The following is a 20,991-nucleotide window of genomic DNA, read 5'->3' as shown; positions in this document are numbered from 1 at the left end:
AACATGTTTTCAAAAAAAATGTTGATTTTAATTGTCTCCTGCATTTTGCTTCTTGCGGCATGCGGAAAAAAAGAAAAAACTGTGGAGGATACCGAGGAACCGGTGAAGCCGGTTGAAGAAGAAAAGAAAGTGCTGTATCCAACGCCATTTACAGGTGAAATGGTGCCGGAAGAAATCACCATGAGGCCCATTCTTGCCACTATTAATAATCATCCTGCCGCCCGTCCTCAATCGGGCATTTCCAGCGCGGATGTGGTTTATGAAATGCTCGCGGAAGGCGGCGTGACAAGATTTTTGGCATTATACCAATCCGAAATCCCTGAAAAAATCGGTCCAATCCGGAGCGCCCGGTCCTACTTCGTTGAAATCGCAAAGGGCCTTGATGCCTTTTATATTGCGCACGGCTTCAGTCCGGAAGCCAAGAGGATGCTGCAGAGCGGAATGGTTGATAACATTAACGGCATGTACTATGATGGTTCTTATTTCAAACGTTCCAAAGATCGGGTGGCGCCGCACAACTCCTATTTTATCACCGAATATTTGGAAGCTGCCGCTGAAAAAGTGAACGCTTCACTTCTCTATCAGAAAAAAGTATCGTATACTTATTATAAAGAAGATGAAAATGTTAAAATAGGCGAAAAAGCGGATCAAATCCAGGTCCGTTATGGCAGAAATGAAAACTTTAACAGCAATTATGCCTATGATCCGGCCAGCAATACGTATAAGCGCTCATCTGCTGGAACGGTTACAACGGATTTATTGACGGGAGAGCCGGTGAAAGTATCCAATGTGCTGGTGTTTGAAATGGCTCACAAAGTGATTGACAGCCAGGGACGCCGTGATATAGACATTTACTCGGGAGGAAGGGCTTATCTCTTCCAGCAAGGAATGATGAGAGAAGTGCGATGGGAGAATATCGATGGCGTTTTAACGGCGGTTGAAAGCGACGGAAGCAAAGCGAAACTTGTTCCAGGAAAGACTTGGATTCATTTTATCCCTTCAAATCCGGGAATTGCCGCATCTGTCACATATACATCAGACCAGGCTAGTTGAAAGGATGGAGAAAATGCAGGTTGACAAAATTCGTGGTCCTCAAACAGATCAACTCTTCAGAGCAATTCTGGAATTAAGAGACCTAGAAGAATGTTATAGATTTTTTGATGATTTATGCACCATCAGCGAAATTCAGTCAATGGCCCAACGATTTGAAGTAGCCCATCTTTTGCGGTTGAAAAAAACTTATGAAACAATTAAAAAGGAAACAGGGGCCTCCACTGCAACGATTTCCCGTGTGCGCCGCTGCTTTGATTATGGCAACGACGCCTACGAGGAAATGTTGAGCCGGCTCTATCCGGATGAGAAGCCTTATGAACCGAAAAAATGAATGAGATGACGGTTGTCTTATGCATGTTGAAGTGCATAAGGCAATTTTTTTGTGACCGGTTTTTAAAACAGACATTTGATACAACAAAAGATTGTGATTTTCGGTAAAATCTACTTTGGGATATACTAAAATAAGCACAGAATACGATAAGAGACAGGTGAGACCTTTATGGATTTTAGAAATTGGAGACATGCATTCAAGATCGATCCGGCAAAAGAAATTTCGGACGAAGATTTGGAAAAAGTGTGCGAATCCGGCACGGATGTCATTTTGGTGGGCGGCACGGATGGGGTCACTTTGGACAATGTGCTCGAGAAACTCGCGCGAATCAGAAGATTCGCCGTGCCGGTCGCATTGGAAATTTCGTCGCTTGAAGCCGTTACGCCCGGTTTTGACTATTATTTGATTCCGACGGTTTTAAACAGCACGGACACAAAATGGGTAAAAGATTTGCATCACCAGGCCGTAAAGGATTATGGAGATATTATGGTGTGGGACGAACTGATTGCGGAAGGCTACTGCATATTGAATCCTGATTGCAAAGCGGCGAAAGCCACCGAAGCGGACGCGGATTTGACAAAGGAAGACGTCGTGGCCTATGCAAGGCTTGCGGAAAATTATTTTAAACTTCCCATTTTTTATGTCGAATACAGCGGTACTTATGGGGACGTTGAAATCGTTTCGGCGGTGAAGGAAGTATTGAATGAAACCCGGCTATTTTATGGAGGCGGCATCCGCACTGCTGAACAGGCCAAAGAGATGGCCCAATTTGCCGATACCGTCATTGTCGGGAATGTGATTTATGAAGACTTGAATGAGGCATTGAAAACGGTGGAAGCGGTAAAAAGTGTCGCGTCCAAATAACCGATGCGAAAATAATAGTGTTATAGTATAATAGAACAAATGTTTGGTATAGAGAGGTGCACCATGGAACAATTAACGAAAAATTTACTCAGCGGTCTGAATCCGCAACAGCAGCAAGCCGTCAAGACTACGGAAGGCCCTCTTCTTATAATGGCCGGCGCGGGTTCGGGAAAAACGAGGGTACTGACCCACCGCATTGCATATTTAATTGTGGAAAAGCTGGTGTATCCATCCAATATTCTGGCAATCACGTTTACCAATAAAGCCGCCAGAGAAATGCGCGAACGGATTGACGCGCTGCTCGGCAGCGGCATCTCGGAGAGCATGTGGGTTTCCACTTTCCACTCCATGTGCGTGCGCATTTTAAGAAGACATATCGACCGAATCGGCATTTCCAAAAACTTTTCGATTCTTGACGCCTCCGATCAGTTGACAGCCATCAAAAACGTCTTTAAACAGCTCAATATTGATACAAAACAATACGATCCCAGATCGGTGCTGGCCGCTATCAGTTCCGCAAAGAATGAATGCATTACGGCGGAACAATATAAAAAGAATATCAGTCCATTCAGCCCTTTTGAAAAAATTGTCGCGGATGTTTATGAAGCCTATGAAAAAATCCTTCGGAAAAACCAGTCCCTCGACTTTGACGATTTGATCCTGATGACGATTACGCTGTTTGAGCGGGTTCCGGACGTCCTGGAATATTATCAAAACAAGTTCCAGTACATTCATGTCGATGAATATCAGGATACGAACCATTCCCAATACAAACTTGTCAAAATGCTCGCTTCGAAATTCAAAAACATTTGTGTTGTGGGAGATTCCGACCAGTCCATTTACCGTTGGCGCGGAGCAGACATCCGGAACATTTTGTCCTTTGAAAAAGATTATCCAAATGCCAAAGTCATTTTACTTGAGCAAAACTACCGTTCCACAAAGCGGATTTTGCAGGCGGCAAACGATGTCATTTCCAATAATGAAAGCCGTTATCCGAAAAAGCTCCGCACGGATAATCCGACAGGGGAAAAAATCGTTTTTTACACAGCCCGCGATGAACAGGATGAAGCGCAATTCGTCGTCAAAACAATAAAAGAATTGATGGAAACGGAAGGGCGCACGTTGAAGGATTTTGCCGTTCTTTACCGCACGAATGCCCAATCCCGCGCGATGGAGGAAGTGTTGATAAAGTCCAATTTGCAATATACCATCATCGGCGGCACAAAATTCTACGACCGGAAAGAAATCAAGGACCTGTTGGCGTATTTGCGGTTGATTGCAAACAATGACGATGATTTATCCCTTGCGCGCATCATCAATGAACCGAAACGGAACATCGGGCCAACGACCTTTGAAAAAGTGGCGGCATATGCCCTCGAAAATGACATGTCCATTTTCAGGGCGTTGTATGAGGCCCCATTGATCGGTTTAACCCCGCGCGCGATCAATGCCATTGAACAATTCCGTGAACTGATTGAAGGCTTTACGAAAATGCAGGATTATTTATCCGTGACGGAATTGGTGGAAGAGGTCATCGAAAAATCGGGTTACCGGGCGATGCTGGAGAAGGAGAATACGATTGAATCCCAAAGCCGGTTGGAAAACCTTGAAGAATTTTTATCTGTAACGAAGGCCTTTGAAGAAAGAAGCGAAGACAAGTCCCTTGTCGCTTTCTTGACCGACCTTGCCCTCATTTCGGATATCGATTCGCTCGATGAAGAAAAGGATTCAAATGAAAGCATCGTCTTAATGACGCTTCACTCCGCCAAGGGATTGGAGTTTCCGGTGGTATTCATCATCGGCATGGAAGAGAATATTTTCCCTCATTCCCGCGCTATCGGGGATAAAGAAGAGATGGAAGAGGAACGCCGTTTAGCCTATGTGGGAATCACAAGAGCCGAAGAACGCCTTTATTTGACATGCGCTTCCTACCGTACCCTTTATGGCCGTTCCAATTCAAATCTGCCATCACGTTTCATTGATGAAATCTCGGATGACATCATTGATTCAAAATCATATCGTTTTGATTATGGAAGACGAGAGTTGCCTTTTAGGGAAAAGAAAGTTCAACAAAACATAAGAAGAAATGTCCAACCGAAAGTGAAATTTGCCTCACCGCAGTTGACCGGCGGCGAAGAGTTTCAATGGAAAGTCGGGGACAAAGCGGTCCATGCTAAATGGGGAACAGGCGTCGTCGTAAGCATCAAAGGGGAAGGCGACGACATGGAGCTCGATATAGCCTTTCCGGACAAAGGAATCAAAAGGCTGCTTGCGAAATTCGCCCCGATCAAAAAAGCTTAAAAGAAATTGGATAGTGCTGGAGGAGTATGATGAAAGATAAGAAGGATCTCGAAAAACGCGTTGCTGAACTGAACAAGCTTTTGCACGAATATGCCTATGCCTACTATGTGTTGGACAAGCCGCTGGTTCCCGATGCAGTGTACGACCAGCTGATGCTGGAATTGATGGAAATTGAAAAGGAACATCCGGAGCTTGTTTATCCCGATTCGCCGACTCAGCGGGTCGGAGGAAAGCCTCTTGAAGGGTTTAAAAAAGTGACCCACCGATATCCGATGCTAAGCCTTTCCAACGCCTTCAACGAAGAGGAGCTGCGGGATTTCGACCGGAAAATCCGGCAGGCCATCGGAGATGATTATAACTATGTGTGCGAACTGAAAATCGATGGTCTGGCGATTGCATTGCGATATGAAAACGGGATTTTCGTGCAAGGGGCCACCCGCGGCGACGGCTCAGTGGGCGAAGATATTACGGTGAATTTAAAAACGATTAAAGACATTCCTTTGCGCTTGAGGGAGCCGGTAACGATCGAAGTGCGCGGAGAGGCTTACATGCCGAAGAAATCTTTCGCGGAATTGAATAGGGAGCGGGAGGAGAATGGCGAAGACCTTTTCGCCAATCCTCGGAACGCGGCTGCAGGCTCCTTGCGCCAGCTTGACCCGAAAATTACCGCTTCCAGAAACTTGGCAACGTTTATTTACGGGATTGGCGGCAACGGAGAAGCTTTTGGAATCGACAATCATGCGCAAATGCTTGACTATCTTGAAACTCTTGGATTCAGAGTCAATAAAGAACGAGCGGTTTGTGAAACAATTGATGATGTTTTGGCGTTTATAGAAAAGTGGACCGAAGATCGTCCAAACTTGCCTTACGAAATCGACGGCATTGTCATCAAAGTGAACCGCTTTGCGCAACAGGAGGAACTTGGAAATACAGTGAAAAGCCCCCGCTGGGCAATCGCTTATAAGTTCCCGGCGGAAGAAGCCAGTACGAAAGTGCTTGACATAGAATTAACCGTTGGACGCACGGGGGTTGTGACGCCCACAGCCATCCTTGAGCCGGTGAAAATTGCCGGTTCGACGGTTTCGCGGGCTTCCCTTCATAACGAAGATCTGATTCGTGAAAAAGATATCCGGATCGGCGATACCGTCATCGTTCATAAAGCAGGCGATATTATTCCGGAAGTTGTCCGGGTGATTTTCGAGCAGCGGCCGGAAGGAACGGTTCCGTTTAATATGCCTGAACATTGTCCCGCCTGCGGAAGCCAACTTGTCCGCATCGATGACGAAGTGGCCATTCGCTGCGTCAATCCTTCCTGTCCGGCGCAGATAGCTGAAGGCATCAAACATTTTGTTTCAAGAAATGCTATGAATATTGACGGTCTGGGAGAAAAAATAACGGAATTGCTGCTAAAAGAAAACTATATCCGTGACGTGGCGGATCTTTATTATCTGAAAGCGGAAGAACTGGCAAAATTGGAACGGATGGGGGAGCTATCTGCATCGAATTTAATCAATGCGATTGAACGTTCCAAGGAAAATTCGTTGGAACGCCTATTGTTCGGCCTTGGCATTCGTCATGTCGGCGAAAAAGCGGCAAAACTCATTGCCCAGGAATTCGGCACGATGGACCGTGTCATGGAAGCGACGGAAGAGGAATTAATGTCCATCTATGAAATCGGCGAAAAGATTGCAAAGTCTGTTGTTTCATATTTCAAAAAAGAGGAAGCCAAAGACTTGATTAACCGGCTGAAAGCAGCCGGCGTCAACATGACTTATAAAGGCAAAAAGAATACTGAAGCGCTTGCGCAAAGTCCGTTTGCAGGAAAAACGATCGTATTGACGGGAAAATTGGAACGATTGACACGCAATGAAGCAAAGGAGAAAATAGAAGAGTTAGGTGGTAAAGTGACGGGAAGCGTCAGCAAAAAGACGGATCTTGTCATTGCAGGAGCCGATGCAGGTTCAAAATTGACAAAAGCGCAAGAACTGGGCATCGAAATTTGGGACGAAAACCGCTTTATGGAAGAATTAGAAAAGTAAAGGGGATTCAAACGATGAAACGATTTCGCTGGATACCGGCGATGGTCGTTGTTGCAATGCTTGCAGGTTGTGTACCATCCTTTCGCGAAAATAAGGAAGTAGTGGGACCAAATCAGGAATCTGAAGCAGAAGTTGAAACGACAATCATCCCAAATATGCAGTTGGATGACAACTATTACAAGACGCTAATTCCATATAAAGAAAGCGCCGCCCGCGGACTTGTCGTATCCAACATTTATACGAAATACGACATTAAAGAAGCGGAAGAAGGATTAATGCGCATTTCGCAAAACGAATTCGGCACGGACAGCTACTATTTCCAGGAAGGCCAATATTTGGACAGCGAAACTGTGGGGAATTGGCTGGCTCGAAAAAGCGCCAAAAAACCGGAAGGGCTGAATCCTCCGGCTGATGAAGGAATGGATCCTGTGAAGCGGGCGAAAGAAGCGCCAATCTATTTGGCCCATATCATTGAGCAAAACTACTTGAAGAAGACGAGGGACGACAAGGTGGCCCTCGGAGGAATTTCCATCGGCCTTGCATTAAATTCCATTTACTATTATCAAAAGGAACAGTATGGGGAATGGTACGATGAGCCGATTCCTCAAGAACAATTGGAAAAGAAAGGAAAAGAAATGGCGGAGGAAATTGTCCGCCGGCTGAGAGCAAGGGCGGAATTGCAGGATATTCCAATCGTGATTGCGCTGTTTAAACAGGAGGCCCGCAATTCCATCGTTCCGGGAACGTATTTTGCTTATAGTGTAGCGAAACCCGGAAAAACGGAATTGGGCCAATGGATTGCAATCGACGAAAAATATGTATCGTTCCCTATGTCAAATCCGGAAGACATTTACCGGGATACGAACACGAAATTCCTGAACTTTAAACAGGATATTTTAAAATATTTTTCCAACTATACAAATGTAATCGGCAAAGGGTTTTACCAAAATGGCCAGCTTGTCAAATTATCCATCGAAGTGCCGATCCAATTCTATGGAACGACGGAGATTATCGGGTTTACCCAATATTTGACAGGTACTTTAATGAAAAGATTTCCCGACAGCATCGATATCGAAGTGAGCATAACATCCATCAACGGACCAGAGGCCTTAATATTGAAAGACCGTGATGATAAAGAACCGTTTGTCCATATTTATGAATATTGACCGTTTCATTGAAATATGAGGGTTCATAGCTTCTTGGAAACAGTGTTGCGATTGACGTGACACTGTTTCCAATTGTTTATTTTTGTGAAGTCATGTTTGAAAATTGACGGTTTTTGGGGATAATTGTAAAGTAATTGGTTTATTAAAGGATTTTCCAAGAAACGTGTGATTTTTCGATGGAAAAATGGTATTATTATTGCCAGGTTTATGAAATGTGGAGGTGTGTTCAATGACAAAGTTGACGAAGGAAGAAGTAAAGCACGTTGCCCACTTGGCCCGATTGGCGCTTACGGATGAAGAAGTGGAAAAGTTCACGGAACAGCTTGGAGCCATTACAGAATATGTGCAAACTTTAAATGAATTGGATACGACAAATGTAGAACCGACTTCCCACGTGCTTCCAATCGTGAATGTCATGCGCGAAGACGTGGCTGAAAAAGGATTGGATTTGGAAAAAGTCTTATTAAATGTGAAAGAACATGAAAATGGCCTTGTTAAAGTGCCGCCAATTTTAGAAGAAGAATAATTTCGCAAGTTCAATGGCAAAGGCCATTATTTTTATGTATATGAAAAATGCTTGTATTTTCCAATTTTGCCGATGCCTATTTTTAAGAAGGAGGGAATTTCATGACGTTGTTAGAACGTTCATCGAAAGAATTGCAGGAAGGTTTACATAAAGGCGAATTCAAACTGGTTGACCTGATAAATGAAACCTATCAAAGAATTGAAGAAGTCGATGGGGATGTACAAGCGTTTCTTGCTTTAAATAAAGAAAAAGCGCTGGAAGAAGCGAAAGAAAAAGACCAAGTTCCTCCAAATGAGCGAGGACCTTTGTTTGGTCTCCCAATCGGCATCAAAGACAATATCGTGACGGAAGGGCTCGAAACGACATGCGCTTCCAAAATCTTGAAAGGATTTATTCCGATTTATGATGCGACGGTCATCAAAAAAATTAAAGAAGCAGGCATGATCATCGTCGGAAAACTCAACATGGACGAATTTGCGATGGGATCCTCAACAGAAACTTCTTATTATAAAAAGACAAAAAACCCTTGGGATCTTGAACGGGTGCCAGGAGGTTCTTCAGGCGGTTCCGCCGCAAGTGTAGCGGCCGGTGAAGTGCCATTTGCATTGGGAACAGACACAGGAGGTTCCATCCGCCAGCCTGCCGCATTCTGTGGCGTTGTCGGAATGAAACCGACGTATGGCCGCGTATCCCGCTTTGGCGCAGTTGCGTTCGCATCATCCCTTGACCAAATCGGGCCAATCACCCGCAATGTGTACGACAATGCTTTATTGCTTGAAGTGATTGCCGGGGTGGACCCTAACGACTCTACAAGTGCAGACGTTCCGGTGCCAAATTATGTTTCAAAATTGGACGGCAATATTCAAGGGCTTCGCATCGCCGTTCCAAAAGAATTCTTGGGTGAAGGCGTAGGCGAATCTGTGCGCCAATCCGTACTGGATGCCCTTGAGGTGTTCAAAAGCCTTGGCGCGACAGTGGAAGAAGTATCCCTTCCTCATTCTAAATATGCTTTGGCTACTTATTATATTCTTTCATCATCAGAAGCTTCATCCAACCTTGCCCGTTATGATGGAATCCGCTACGGTTTCCGCGCGGAAGGCGTGAAAAACTTGATGGACTTATACAAACAGACACGCGCGCAAGGATTCGGCGATGAAGTGAAACGCCGCATCATGCTCGGAACTTATTCGCTTTCTGCGGGAACTTACGATGCTTACTACAAAAAAGCGCAGCAAGTCCGTACATTGATTAAACAAGACTACGATAAAGTGTTTGAAGATTACGATGTCATTGTAGGGCCAACAACGCCGTCACCGGCATTCAAACTTGGCGAAAAAATCGATGATCCATTGACAATGTACGCAAACGATATATTAACAATTCCAATCAACTTGGCCGGCGTGCCTGCCATCTCCATCCCATGCGGATTTGACAATGGCTTGCCGCTCGGATTGCAAATCATCGGCAAACACTTTGACGAAGAAACGGTTTACCGTGCAGCTTACGCTTTTGAACAAGCAACCGATTTCCATAAACAAACTCCTGGATTGGGGGGCAAATAATCATGAATTTTGAAACAGTCATCGGTCTTGAAGTACACGTTGAATTAAAAACGAATTCAAAAATCTTCTCTACAGCGCCAAACCAATTCGGCGCGGAGCCGAATACCAATACAACCGTTTACGATCTTGCATATCCCGGCGTGCTTCCGGTTTTAAATAAAAATGTGGTCGAATATGCCATGAAAGCGGCTCTTGCGTTAAATATGAAAATCAACCAGCACACAAAATTCGACCGTAAAAACTACTTCTATCCGGACAACCCGAGCGGCTACCAAATTTCACAATACGACAAACCGATCGGCTATGACGGCTGGATTGAAATCGAAGTGCCTGAAAAAGAGGGAAGACCGGGGTATAAGAAACGGATCGGCATCACGCGTCTTCATATGGAAGAAGACGCCGGTAAATTATTGCACGGCGACGGCTACTCGCTCGTGGACTTTAACCGCAAAGGAACGCCGCTTTTGGAAATCGTCTCCGAACCGGATATCCGCAGTCCGGAAGAAGCTTATCTATACCTTGAAAAATTAAAATCTATCATTCAATATACAGGCGTTTCCGATGTGAAAATGGAGGAAGGTTCATTGCGCTGCGACGCGAACATTTCCCTTCGCCCATACGGACAAAAAGAATTCGGTACGAAAACGGAATTGAAAAACTTGAACTCTTTCAACTTTGTCCGCAAAGGGCTTGAATATGAAGAAAAACGCCAGGCGGAAATTTTGATGAGCGGCGGCGTCATCAAGCAGGAAACTCGCCGTTTCGATGAAAAGACAGGCAAAACCATTCTGATGCGCGTCAAAGAAGCTGCAGAAGACTACCGCTACTTCCCAGAGCCTGATTTAGTTCATCTCGTGATCGATGATGAATGGCTCGAACGCGTGAAAGCATCCCTTCCTGAACTGCCGGATGCCCGCAAAAAACGCTATATGGAAGAGCTTGGTTTGTCACAATACGATGCGAATGTGCTCGTAGTAAACAAAAGCATTTCCGACTTCTTTGATGAAATGGTGAAATTAGGGGCAGATCCAAAACTTTCCGCCAACTGGCTGATGGGTGACGTAGCCGCATACTTGAACGCGGAACAAGTGGAAATCACAGAAACAAAATTAACGCCGGAAAACTTGGCAGGATTGGTAAAACTCATCTCGGACGGAACCATCTCCTCCAAAATCGCGAAAAAAGTATTCAATGAGCTTGTGAAAAACGGGGGAGACCCTGAAAAAATCGTAAAAGAGAAAGGATTAATCCAAATTTCCGATCCGAACGTACTTCTTCCAATTATTAAAGAAGTGCTCGACAACAATCCGCAATCCATCGAAGACTACAAAAACGGTAAAGACCGGGCAATCGGCTTCCTGGTGGGCCAAATCATGAAAGCCACAAAAGGACAAGCCAACCCGCCAATGGTCAACAAATTATTGCTTGAAGAAATTAATAAACGATAAGTTAAGAGGTTTTTCTGCGCCGCATAAGCTGTTATGGCTTATGCGGCTTTTCATTATTTGAATTGAATGAGGGCTTTATCTGATAGTTGATAGGATTGTAGAATTGCAAATCGTGCGTAGACCACTTTATTTAGTGTGCTTACTTCCACATTTCGTGCGGATGAGGACCCATTTCGTGCATTTGCTACTTTAATTCGTGCGGATGCTGCTTTATTTAGTGCGTGTACCTTCTTATTTGGTGCAGATACTGCTTCGTTTCGTGCGTTTGTTCCTATATTTTGTGCGTATGCAACTTCAATTCGTGCGTTTACTTCCTCAATTAGTGCATATACAACAGCAATTAGTTCGGATGGAACCACATTTGGTGCGGATACTATCCTCACTCTTATATATATCTACTCAACTCCTGCAAAATCAAAAACATTGCCAATTCCTCCCTTTCCATGCAGAATAGAACAAAAGGGGGTTATCACGTGAAAACAGAACAACAATATTTCGAACAAGGGATTTCCATGGTGGAATACATGGACAGAATGAAAACGAATTTAAAAGAAGGAAGCTTTGAAATCTACAACAATTTTCCGATTGATGAAAATGACGAACTCATCGCCCTACTGAAAGAAAAAAAGCCGCACATTTTAGCCATTACAGAAGATTGGTGCGGGGATGCCATGCTCAATAACCCGATCATCCGCAAAATTGCCGAAGCTGCCCAACTAGACATTCGCTGCGTTTACCGGGATGAAGACACAGACTTGATCGACCGTTACTTGACAAACGGAGGAAGGGCCATTCCAATCTATTTATTTCTCGATCAAAACGGACAAGTAATTGGAAAATGGGGGCCAAGAGCACCTGAACTGCAGCAAATGGTGGTGGAAGCTAGAGCAAAATTGCCGGAAAAAGATGATCCAACATTTGAAGAAAAGCAAAAAGAATTGTATACTACATTGCAGGAGAAATTTGTCAAAGACCCGCAATGCGCGAAATGGGTTTATGAAGATATGAAAAAAGTTATAATAGAGATGTTGTCTTAAATAAACATCGATAGAAAGAAAAAATTCCCTTCCACTGGACGGGGAATTTTCTATTGTTCAATCTCTTTTTGATCCTGGAACTTTCCTGATTACATAAGCGTTGATAAATTAAATGATAATAAAATAGGATGGCGAAAATATGAAAAGAGCGAGAATTATTTATAATCCAACATCAGGCAGAGAACTTTTCAAAAAGCATTTACCAGAAGTGCTGGAGAAGCTGGAAATGGCCGGCTATGAAACTTCCTGCCATGCAACGACGGGAGCAGGGGATGCAAAGGAGGCAGCCGCAAAAGCGGTGGAACGGGGATTTGATATTGTTGTTGCAGCAGGCGGGGATGGCACATTAAACGAAGTCGTATCCGGAATCAGTCCATTTGAAAATCGTCCGAAACTCGGTGTCATTCCAATGGGGACAACGAACGATTTCGCCCGTGCCCTCCATATCCCGAGAAAAATTGAGGATGCCGTTGATGTCATTGTAAAAGGTGACACAATCCCGGTTGACGTTGGATTATTAAATGAGGAGCGCTATTTCATCAACATCGCAGCCGGTGGACGCATCACGGAATTGACCTATGAAGTGCCAAGCAAAATGAAAACGGTTTTGGGTCAGTTGGCATACTATTTGAAAGGGCTCGAAATGCTTCCTTCCATCAAAGCGACCAACATGCGCTTTGAAATTGATGATGAAATATTCGAAGGGGAAGTGATGGCCTTCTTATGCGCCCTTACGAATTCCGTCGGCGGTTTTGAAAAAATCGCTCCCGATTCCAGCATCAATGACGGCAAATTCACGATGATGATTTTGAAAAAATGCAGTTTGGCCGATTTCATCAAAGTGCTGACATCGGCTCTCCGCGGCGAACATTTAAGCGACCCGAATGTCATTTATCGCAAAGCCAGCATCGTGAAAGTGACGTCCAATGAAGAAGTGCTGATCAATTTGGATGGTGAATTGGGAGGAAAAGCGCCGGCCACTTTCCAAAACTTGAAACGGCATATTGAAGTGTTTGTGCCGATTGATAATATCCGTGAACTCGACCGTGTGTAATTTCCGATGGAAGAACCTATACAAATGCTATGAAGCGTTTGTATAGGTTTTTTTTATTGACGCAAAATAACTGGGGATGAAAGGGGTTCATAGAAAATGTATAAAAAGCAGGAAAAATGGTTGATTTATTTATCCTTTGGCGTTGCCATCATTATGCTTCTTTCCATCATCGGGAGAATCTTCGGCAGTTAGGAGGTGCCACGAATGAACGAGTCCGCCGTGTTTTGGAGCCGGTTGTTGACAGAGCTGACGTTAACCTTTCATATTATTTACGCAACGATTGGCGTTGGAGTGCCTTTAATGATTATGATTGCCCAGTGGGTTGGGTTGAAGAAGAACGATGAACATTATATTCTCCTGGCCAGAAGGATTACGAGGGGATTTGTCATCACGGTGGCCGTCGGGGTGGTGACCGGAACGGCGATCGGTTTGCAGCTTTCCCTGTTGTGGCCCAATTTTATGCAGCTGGCAGGACAAGTCATTGCACTGCCGCTGTTCATGGAAACATTCGCTTTCTTCTTTGAGGCGATCTTTTTGGGGATCTACTTATATACGTGGGACCGGTTTGATAATCAAAAAAAGCATATGCTTCTTCTCGTTCCGGTTGCCATTGGCGCATCCATTTCCGCCGTTTTCATCACCATCGTGAATTCGTTTATGAATACGCCGCAAGGATTTGAAGTGGTGAGCGGCCAACTTGTGAACATCCAGCCGCTTGTTGCCATGTTCAACCCATCCATGCCGACGAAAGTGGCCCATGTTTTAGCTTCCGCCTACATGACCTCCGCCTTTTTATTGGCATCCATTGCAGCCTATCGGTTGTTGAGGGGATCAAATCATCCCTATTATAAAAAATCGTTGTTTCTCATGATGAAGATGGGCTTGATTTTCTCCATCGCCACGGCGGTCATCGGCGACTTTTCAGGAAAGTTTTTGGCGGAATATCAACCGGAAAAATTGGCCGCAGCCGAATGGCATTTTGAAACGGAAGAAGCGGCTCCTCTCATTTTAATGGGATTCATGGATGAGGAGCAAAATATTAAATTTGCCATTGAAATCCCTTATCTGTTGAGCATTTTGGCTTACGGAAATCCAATGGCGGAAGTGACCGGGCTGAACGACTTTCCGGAAGATGAAATTCCGCCGCTCTATATCCATTATTTATTTAACCTCATGGTGTTGATAGGAACGGCAATGATACTTGTGTCTGTTCTGTATGTGGCAGGAGTATGGAGGGGATGGGGGTTTATTCACCGTCCTTGGTTCCGATGGGTTACCGTTCTGGGCGGGCCATTAACCATCATCGCCATTGAAGCGGGTTGGTGGCTCGCGGAAGTGGGGAGACAGCCGTGGATTTTACGGGGATATATGCGGACAGCGGAAGGCGCGACGACAAGCGATCAGGTGGATCTGATGTTTATTTTATTCTGCATTTTATATCTTGTTTTGGGGATTGGAAGTGTCGTTGTATTAAGAAGAATGTACCGTTTAAACCCGATTGAGCGGGAAATCGAAGACCGGATGGCTGAAATGAAAGGGGTCGGGCGATGAGTCTTGAAGTGTTGGGAATAATCGTGTTATGGATTTTTCTTTTCGGATATGTCATTGTGGCTTCCATTGATTTTGGCGCCGGTTTTTTCAATGCGTACAGCTTATTGACGGGAAGATCCCATATTTTATCGAACATCATTCAGCGGTATTTATCGCCGGTATGGGAAGTGACCAACGTTTTTTTGGTGTTTTTCTTTGTCGGCATCGTCGGGTTCTTTCCCAAAACCGCCTTTTATTACGGCACGGTTTTGTTGGTGCCCGTAAGCATTGCGATCATTTTATTGGCGATCAGGGGTTCATATTACGCCTTTGAATCATACGGGTCGAGGGGGCATAAAGGATATGCCTTCGCGTATGGGGTATCCGGCTTATTGATTCCATCCTCCCTTTCCGTCGTGCTGACGATTTCGGAAGGGGGATTTGTGGAGATCGTTGACGGCTCCCCTGTCCTTGATTATTGGGCGCTTTTCACAAGCCCTTTGACGTGGAGCATCGTTCTCTTAAGCATTGCCAGCGTACTGTATATTTCCGCCGTGTTTTTAACATGGTATGCATGGAAGGCGCAAGATCTGAATGCTTCTGAACTGATGAGAAAATACGCACTCACATGGTCGGGTCCCTTAATGTTAATGGCGGCGGCGATCATTATTCAAATGCAGGAGCATAACCCGGACCGGTTCCGTAATATGATTTCCATTTGGCCGATGTTTGGCGTTTCCGCAATTTTATTTTTGTTGACGGTCTGGCTGTTGTGGAAGAAACGGGGTCTCGGGCTTTCGGTCGGATTGTTGATTCTTCAGTTTCTATTCGCCTTTTTTGCATACGGCATTTCCCATTATCCGTATTTGTTGTATCCATATTTGACCATTTACGAAGGATTCACGAATCAGGAAATGGCCATCGCGTTGGTCATTGCCTTTATTGCAGGGCTCTGCCTGCTCATTCCATCCCTCTATTTAATATTCCGGTTGTTTGTGTTTAACAAGGAGTACGTGACGGGGAACCAAAAAGATTTTCATGCGTAGGAGGGTTTGCGATGAATGAATTTATGATGTTTGTGGCCCCTTTTTTGATGGTCCTGCTTTCGTTGGTGGTCGCCTTTTTTACGGCCCCTTTGGATCAAGGGGTAAGGGAAGAAGAAAAATAAACTCCCGCTCAAACTGCGGGAGTTTTTTATTTGGGTTCACGGGAAGAAGCCATTTTTCCGCCCGCTTTAAATAATAACGGAATCAAGGTGAGTAGAAGGCTTCCAACCGCAATGGTCGATATGATAAGCTCTTTCCAAGTAATATAATGGTTTTGGAACATTCGAACGATGATGAATGTATTGATGGGAAGGTTCAGGAATAATCCTGTGAGAAGCCCGGGGGCATACTGTTTCATCAAAATCGTTGCAATCAGGTGCGGAAAAATCGCATTCACGATCATGGAACCTAAAAATCCGATGAAAACCCATTTGGCCAATTCTGATTCAGGCTTATAGAAAAAATAAAATGCGGATAAATAAGCCAGGATAGTAATGACAATCACGGCAAAATGAAATTCTCCCGGGGTGACGGGTTTATGAAACATCGAAGCTTGTTGTGACCATTCCGGCAACCAAATGGCTTCCTCGATATTATGAAGGGTAATGGCAATGCAAAACAATGCGACAAGATAAAAGTCCATCTTCATCCACCCAATACATAGTGATACTTCAATTTTACAAGCGGTTCGGAAAAAATGAAATTTCAATATATCCTTATTCTATTTTGAGGTAGAATAATATTTGTTTGAATTCGATTAAAGATCCGTGCGACAATGAAAATCGGAATGGAGGACGGAACTCATGACAGCACCCGTAAAGAAAAATGATCGAGTAACGGTTTATATAGAAGATTTGACCCATGATGGCTTGGGCGTGGGGAAAGTGGATGGGTATCCATTATTTATTCATGGAGCGTTGCCTCAAGAAACGGCGGAAGTGCATGTATTGAAAACACTAAAAAGCTATGGCTTTGCCAAAATTGTAGAATTGAAAGAACCTTCACCGGACCGGGTGGAAGCGCCTTGCATGTACTTTGGAAAATGCGGCGGTTGCCAATTGCAGCATTTATCTTATGAAGGCCAATTGCATTGGAAAGAAAACATGGTCCGCAATGTGATGAAACGCATCGGGAAAATCGAAGCGCCGGTGCGTCCGATTAAAGGAATGGAACACCCTTGGAATTACCGCAACAAATCGCAAATTCCGTTTGCGATGGGTGAGTCCGGTCCGATTGCGGGATTCTACAAATCAAGAACCCATGACATTGTGGATATGGAACGCTGCCTCATCCAAATGAGTGAAGCGGATATCATCATGGCCAATTTGAAAAAAGAGTTGGAGAAGATCGGGATCGAGCCTTACAATGAAACGACTCATCAAGGAATGCTCCGCCATGTGATCGTGCGGACAGGAAGAGCCACTGACGAAGTGATGGTGGTGCTCGTTACAAAAAAACGCAAATTTCCTCAGAAGGATGCGGCGGTGGAAGTGATTCGAAAACTCATTCCACACGTCACATCCATCGTACAAAATGTGAACAGTGAAAAAACGAATGTCATTTTAGGAAAAGAAACGATGACGCTTTGGGGGAAAGAGACAATAGAAGACACAATCGGCGATATCCGATTTGAAATCTCCGCCCGCTCCTTCTACCAAGTGAACCCGGTGCAAACGGAAGTATTATACAACCAAGCCTTGGAATATGCGGCGCTGACGGGGGAAGAAACGGTCATCGACGCCTATTGCGGCATCGGGACGATTTCCTTATTTCTGGCGAAAAAAGCGAAACAAGTGATGGGCGTCGAAATCGTTGAGGAAGCCATCGAGGACGCCAAACGGAATGCGGAACTGAACGGCTTTGCCAACACGTATTTTGAAGCGGGCCCGGCGGAAGAAGTGATTCCCCGCTGGTACAAGGAAGGGAAACGCGCGGACGTCCTCGTTGTCGACCCGCCGCGCAAAGGCTGCGACCAGGCATTGCTTAATACGATTATTGAATACAAACCGAAACGGGTGGTCTATGTATCCTGCAACCCTTCCACCCTTGCGCGGGACTTGCGCGTCTTGGAAGACGGGGGATATAAAACAATGGAAATCACACCAGTGGACATGTTTCCGCAAACGACGCATGTGGAGTGTTGCGCGTTGCTTATAAAAAAATAAATATTCGGAAAAGCGCGTTTCTGAAAATCAATGAAACGGGCTTTTCCTATATCCTTTATTCATTTAAAAAATCATTTGCAAACCGATAATAAATTTTCGGTGAACCGTCTTCTTTTATTCGATTCGATCAACCAAACGGTGAAGCATCTCAGGGGTTAATTGATTGAAATGTATATATTCTTTTAATTCTTTTTTTAGTTGTTTCATATTCTTTTGTTCCCGTTTGGATTGTTCTTTAAATTTTTCTAATTTCAGTTTATCGGGCATCAATTGATCAATTCTTTTATTGATTTCTTCAATTGTTAAGCGGTATTCTTCAATATCAATACTGTTATCGGCAAACAATGAGGTTAACTGCACTTTCTGTTTTTTGAGTTTTTCAATTTTCTGTTCAACTTGGCTTAAACGGGTTGTATTATTTTTTGTATCAGATTCTAACTGCTTTATCACTCGGTCGATAAGGTTATCTAAATCCATTCGCTGTGCAAAACTCTTTATATCATTCAGGATTATTTCTTCTAGCTCTCTTTCTTTAATAAAATGGTCAGAACATGCCTTGCTGCCATATTTGTTAAAGTTTCCGCATACATATCCTTTACGGTTCTTTTTAAAATGCATCCCTCGGCCACAATCTGCACAGAAAAGGGTATTCGTAAAAAGATGAACCTCTGCTTGAGGACGAATTCTACTTCTTGAGATGATTAACTCCTGTACTGTATTAAACATTTCAATTAGTATAGAACCTATTAATATTAATATTTTCTTGAAAAGAGCAAGAGAGACTTGTTTAATTCAAGTCTCTCTTTTATTTGCTAATAATCATCCGAATAAGGACCTTTCATCAAAGGGATATGTTTTATGAATTTTTTCAATTCGATTCCAAAGTAATTTTCTATATCTCGTTTTAGATTTTGCTCTAATTGAATAAATTCCCTTACGATATAGTCTAAATCAAAAACATTGTACAAATCTTGCTCTGCCCAAATAGATTTCACTCTTGCTTTATTTGAAAATGGAATTAAAGACAGAATAGCACCATCTTCATAATCGTCATATTCAATCGTATAATAATGGAATTCTGGAGTATGTTCATCTGTGACTCTGTTTTTCCATTCGTATAATGCTTTATAGAATTCTAAAATAGCAAGTTCTGTTTCAAAGTATAATTCATTATTGATTTTTATTGTAAGTGTAGCTTCTACAGCTAATATGGTAGGAACATCACTTTTATCTCTATTCGAAATAATTCCTTTATCACTTACAAATTTGTATTCAAAAGTTATTTTACTGGAAATGCTGTCCATATCTTACCATCATATCCTATCACTATTCTTATTTTTGTTTCACCTTTTGTTCCAACTTTTTTTCCTAAGTTGACATCGAATCTAAATGATAACTTATCACTATCATTTATATTAGATGTAGTATAGATTTATGGACACAACTTGGTTAAGTCATTAATATTAAACTAACGAAAGGTTGTGTCCGAATCATGAGTCAAAAACGGTATAATCAAGAATTTAAACAAACAGTAGTTGAGCTTTATCGCTCAGGCACTCCAGTCAGTCAACTCTCTAGCGAATATGGTGTTTCAGAAGTAACGATTTATAAATGGATTAAGCAACTCTCTCCAATTGAATGTGAACAGGAATTAACTTTGGCTGATATAGAAGCCATTCAAAAGGAAAATCTTCGATTAAAACAGGAGATCGAAATCTTAAAAAAGGCTATGACCATATTCGCGAGAAAATAGATGAGCAAGAACTGATTGACTTGATTACAAAAGAAAGCGAACATCATCCAATCCAAATGATGTGTCGTGTTTTAAAGATGCCTAAAAGTACGTATTATCAATCGTTTCACAAGAAGCCGAATCGCTATCATGTCGCCAACGAACAACTGCTTGAACGAATTCGAGCAATCCATAAAGAAAGTAAGGGTGTTTAGTGCAAAATGAAAGTACAGAGTTCTGCAACAAAAAAGTGCAGAGCTTCATGGCATAAAAAAAGGCTTGCCAGCTCCTAAAATTCCCTCTACTGTTAAGGTTGTGAAGAACAAAACAGTGGAGGTAAAGAAAGGATGCTAGCAATGCCTGAAATTCATCATATCAAACATTTGCGTGAAAAGAAAGGGTTATCGCTTTCCGAAATTGTCCGCAGGACGGGATTTAACTGGAGAACAGTCAAGAAATATGCGGATGGAGACATTTCGGTCAGACAAAAAATAAAGAGAAAACGGGGAATGATGGAGGAAGAAGGATACGGTCAAATCATTGATGACTGGCTGGAGGAGGACGCCAAACTGCCAAGAAAACAACAGCGGACAAGCAAGAAGATGTACGAACAATTAAAGCAGGAACATGGCTTTAAAGGGTCTTATCGAACGGTTTGCGCCTACGTTCAAAAACGAAGACCTCAGCTTAAGCTGGAGAAGGAACGGCGTTACGAGAGGCTGGAACACCCTCCGGGGGAAGCGCAGGTGGATTTCGGCACCATGTCCGTTGTGACGAAGGAAGGAAAAGAGGAAGACCGATCAATTCTGATTTTGAGCTTTCCGTACAGCAACGCCGCGTATGCGTATCCATTGCCGGCGGAAAACAGCGAATGTTTTCTTTACGGGCTCACTCAGCTGTTTCGCCAAGCCGGAGGCGTCCCGAGAAAACTGCGCATCGACAATTTGGCGGCGGCGGTGGTTTCGGTTCGAAAAGGAGGCGAACGTCAATATACTGAAGCATTTGAGCGATTCCGGCTTCATTATGGGTTTGACGTACAGGCGTGCAATCCGTATAGCGGACACGAAAAAGGGAATGTCGAACGGAAAGTTTACTATACTCGTCAACACTGCTTTGTCCCTGCTCCGTTGATCGAGG

20 protein-coding genes and 1 pseudogene are annotated in these 20,991 nt (G+C 43.7%); 17 read left to right on the top strand and 4 right to left on the bottom strand.

Annotation, left to right across the window (positions count from 1 at the left end; all coding sequences use genetic code 11):
* Positions 1–3: 3 nt before the first annotated feature.
* From FKZ59_RS12600 to cydS, 14 genes are all read left to right on the top strand, one after another.
* Positions 4–1,053 (top strand): DUF3048 domain-containing protein, encoded by a 1,050-nt coding sequence (locus FKZ59_RS12600; RefSeq protein WP_141603114.1) that lies wholly within the window; start codon positions 4–6, stop codon positions 1,051–1,053.
* Positions 1,054–1,066: 13 nt separating this feature from the next.
* On the top strand, positions 1,067–1,384 hold the full coding sequence (locus tag FKZ59_RS12595) for a YerC/YecD family TrpR-related protein (protein ID WP_141603113.1): 318 nt from the start codon (positions 1,067–1,069) through the stop codon (positions 1,382–1,384).
* 168 nt (positions 1,385–1,552) lie between these two features.
* Positions 1,553–2,248: a heptaprenylglyceryl phosphate synthase gene (gene pcrB / locus FKZ59_RS12590; protein ID WP_141603112.1), complete on the top strand. Its 696-nt coding sequence runs from the start codon at positions 1,553–1,555 to the stop codon at positions 2,246–2,248.
* Positions 2,249–2,311: 63 nt separating this feature from the next.
* Positions 2,312–4,549, top strand: a complete 2,238-nt coding sequence (gene pcrA, locus FKZ59_RS12585; RefSeq protein WP_141603111.1) for a DNA helicase PcrA — start codon at positions 2,312–2,314, stop codon at positions 4,547–4,549.
* Positions 4,550–4,578: 29 nt separating this feature from the next.
* The gene (ligA, locus tag FKZ59_RS12580; RefSeq protein ID WP_141603110.1) at positions 4,579–6,588 is read left to right on the top strand and encodes an NAD-dependent DNA ligase LigA; all 2,010 of its coding nucleotides are present in this window, start codon (positions 4,579–4,581) and stop codon (positions 6,586–6,588) included.
* A gap of 14 nt (positions 6,589–6,602) precedes the next feature.
* Positions 6,603–7,754 carry a CamS family sex pheromone protein gene (locus FKZ59_RS12575; protein ID WP_141603109.1) on the top strand — a complete coding sequence of 384 codons (1,152 nt, stop codon included), beginning with the start codon at positions 6,603–6,605 and terminating at the stop codon, positions 7,752–7,754.
* 229 nt (positions 7,755–7,983) lie between these two features.
* Positions 7,984–8,280 carry an Asp-tRNA(Asn)/Glu-tRNA(Gln) amidotransferase subunit GatC gene (gene gatC, locus FKZ59_RS12570; protein ID WP_141603108.1) on the top strand — a complete coding sequence of 99 codons (297 nt, stop codon included), beginning with the start codon at positions 7,984–7,986 and terminating at the stop codon, positions 8,278–8,280.
* 101 nt (positions 8,281–8,381) lie between these two features.
* Positions 8,382–9,842, top strand: a complete 1,461-nt coding sequence (gatA, locus tag FKZ59_RS12565) for an Asp-tRNA(Asn)/Glu-tRNA(Gln) amidotransferase subunit GatA (protein ID WP_141603107.1) — start codon at positions 8,382–8,384, stop codon at positions 9,840–9,842.
* 2 nt (positions 9,843–9,844) lie between these two features.
* Complete coding sequence (gene gatB / locus FKZ59_RS12560) at positions 9,845–11,290, top strand: Asp-tRNA(Asn)/Glu-tRNA(Gln) amidotransferase subunit GatB (protein ID WP_141603106.1); 1,446 nt, start codon at positions 9,845–9,847, stop codon at positions 11,288–11,290.
* A 473-nt stretch (positions 11,291–11,763) separates the two neighbouring features.
* The gene (locus tag FKZ59_RS12555) at positions 11,764–12,327 is read left to right on the top strand and encodes a thioredoxin family protein (RefSeq protein WP_141603105.1); all 564 of its coding nucleotides are present in this window, start codon (positions 11,764–11,766) and stop codon (positions 12,325–12,327) included.
* A 139-nt stretch (positions 12,328–12,466) separates the two neighbouring features.
* The gene (locus tag FKZ59_RS12550; RefSeq protein ID WP_141603104.1) at positions 12,467–13,381 is read left to right on the top strand and encodes a diacylglycerol kinase; all 915 of its coding nucleotides are present in this window, start codon (positions 12,467–12,469) and stop codon (positions 13,379–13,381) included.
* A 204-nt stretch (positions 13,382–13,585) separates the two neighbouring features.
* Positions 13,586–14,932, top strand: a complete 1,347-nt coding sequence (locus FKZ59_RS12545) for a cytochrome ubiquinol oxidase subunit I (RefSeq protein ID WP_141603103.1) — start codon at positions 13,586–13,588, stop codon at positions 14,930–14,932.
* Positions 14,929–15,957, top strand: a complete 1,029-nt coding sequence (locus FKZ59_RS12540; protein WP_141603102.1) for a cytochrome d ubiquinol oxidase subunit II — start codon at positions 14,929–14,931, stop codon at positions 15,955–15,957. Before FKZ59_RS12545 ends, FKZ59_RS12540 begins: the two co-directional genes overlap by 4 nt.
* A gap of 11 nt (positions 15,958–15,968) precedes the next feature.
* Entirely contained in the window at positions 15,969–16,079 is a 111-nt protein-coding gene (cydS, locus tag FKZ59_RS15210) for a cytochrome bd oxidase small subunit CydS (protein ID WP_390309343.1), read from the top strand.
* A 26-nt stretch (positions 16,080–16,105) separates the two neighbouring features.
* On the opposite strand, the gene FKZ59_RS12535 is transcribed toward cydS, so the two are convergent.
* Positions 16,106–16,600, bottom strand: a complete 495-nt coding sequence (locus tag FKZ59_RS12535; RefSeq protein ID WP_141603101.1) for an HXXEE domain-containing protein — start codon at positions 16,598–16,600, stop codon at positions 16,106–16,108.
* A gap of 160 nt (positions 16,601–16,760) precedes the next feature.
* On the opposite strand from FKZ59_RS12535, the gene rlmD reads away from it, so the two are divergent.
* Positions 16,761–18,122, top strand: coding sequence for a 23S rRNA (uracil(1939)-C(5))-methyltransferase RlmD (gene rlmD / locus FKZ59_RS12530; RefSeq protein WP_141603100.1), 1,362 nt, complete (start codon positions 16,761–16,763; stop codon positions 18,120–18,122).
* A gap of 114 nt (positions 18,123–18,236) precedes the next feature.
* On the opposite strand, the gene FKZ59_RS12525 is transcribed toward rlmD, so the two are convergent.
* The 3 genes and pseudogenes from FKZ59_RS12525 to FKZ59_RS15285 all read right to left on the bottom strand — a co-directional run.
* Positions 18,237–18,848 carry a recombinase zinc beta ribbon domain-containing protein gene (locus FKZ59_RS12525; protein WP_141603099.1) on the bottom strand — a complete coding sequence of 204 codons (612 nt, stop codon included), beginning with the start codon at positions 18,846–18,848 and terminating at the stop codon, positions 18,237–18,239.
* Positions 18,849–18,934: 86 nt separating this feature from the next.
* The gene (locus FKZ59_RS12520; protein WP_141603098.1) at positions 18,935–19,426 is read right to left on the bottom strand and encodes a DUF7878 domain-containing protein; all 492 of its coding nucleotides are present in this window, start codon (positions 19,424–19,426) and stop codon (positions 18,935–18,937) included.
* Positions 19,402–19,536, bottom strand: a pseudogene (locus FKZ59_RS15285) (SAR2788 family putative toxin); the annotation flags it as partial. The gene FKZ59_RS12520 and the pseudogene FKZ59_RS15285, both read right to left, overlap by 25 nt.
* Positions 19,537–19,614: 78 nt before the next feature.
* Between FKZ59_RS15285 and FKZ59_RS12515 the strand changes: the two are divergent.
* Positions 19,615–19,875 (top strand): transposase, encoded by a 261-nt coding sequence (locus tag FKZ59_RS12515; protein ID WP_047184434.1) that lies wholly within the window; start codon positions 19,615–19,617, stop codon positions 19,873–19,875.
* Between the two features lie 326 nt (positions 19,876–20,201).
* Positions 20,202–20,991 (top strand): IS21 family transposase (istA, locus tag FKZ59_RS12510; RefSeq protein WP_141603097.1); only part of this gene is annotated, 790 nt, incomplete at its 3' end.

Origin of the sequence: Ureibacillus terrenus (genome assembly GCF_006569205.1) — a bacterium.
In the GTDB taxonomy this organism is placed as follows: Bacteria; Bacillota; Bacilli; order Bacillales_A; family Planococcaceae; genus Ureibacillus; species Ureibacillus terrenus.
The sequence above is the reverse complement of the archived record's forward strand: the minus strand, read 5'-3'. Positions and strand labels throughout refer to the sequence as shown.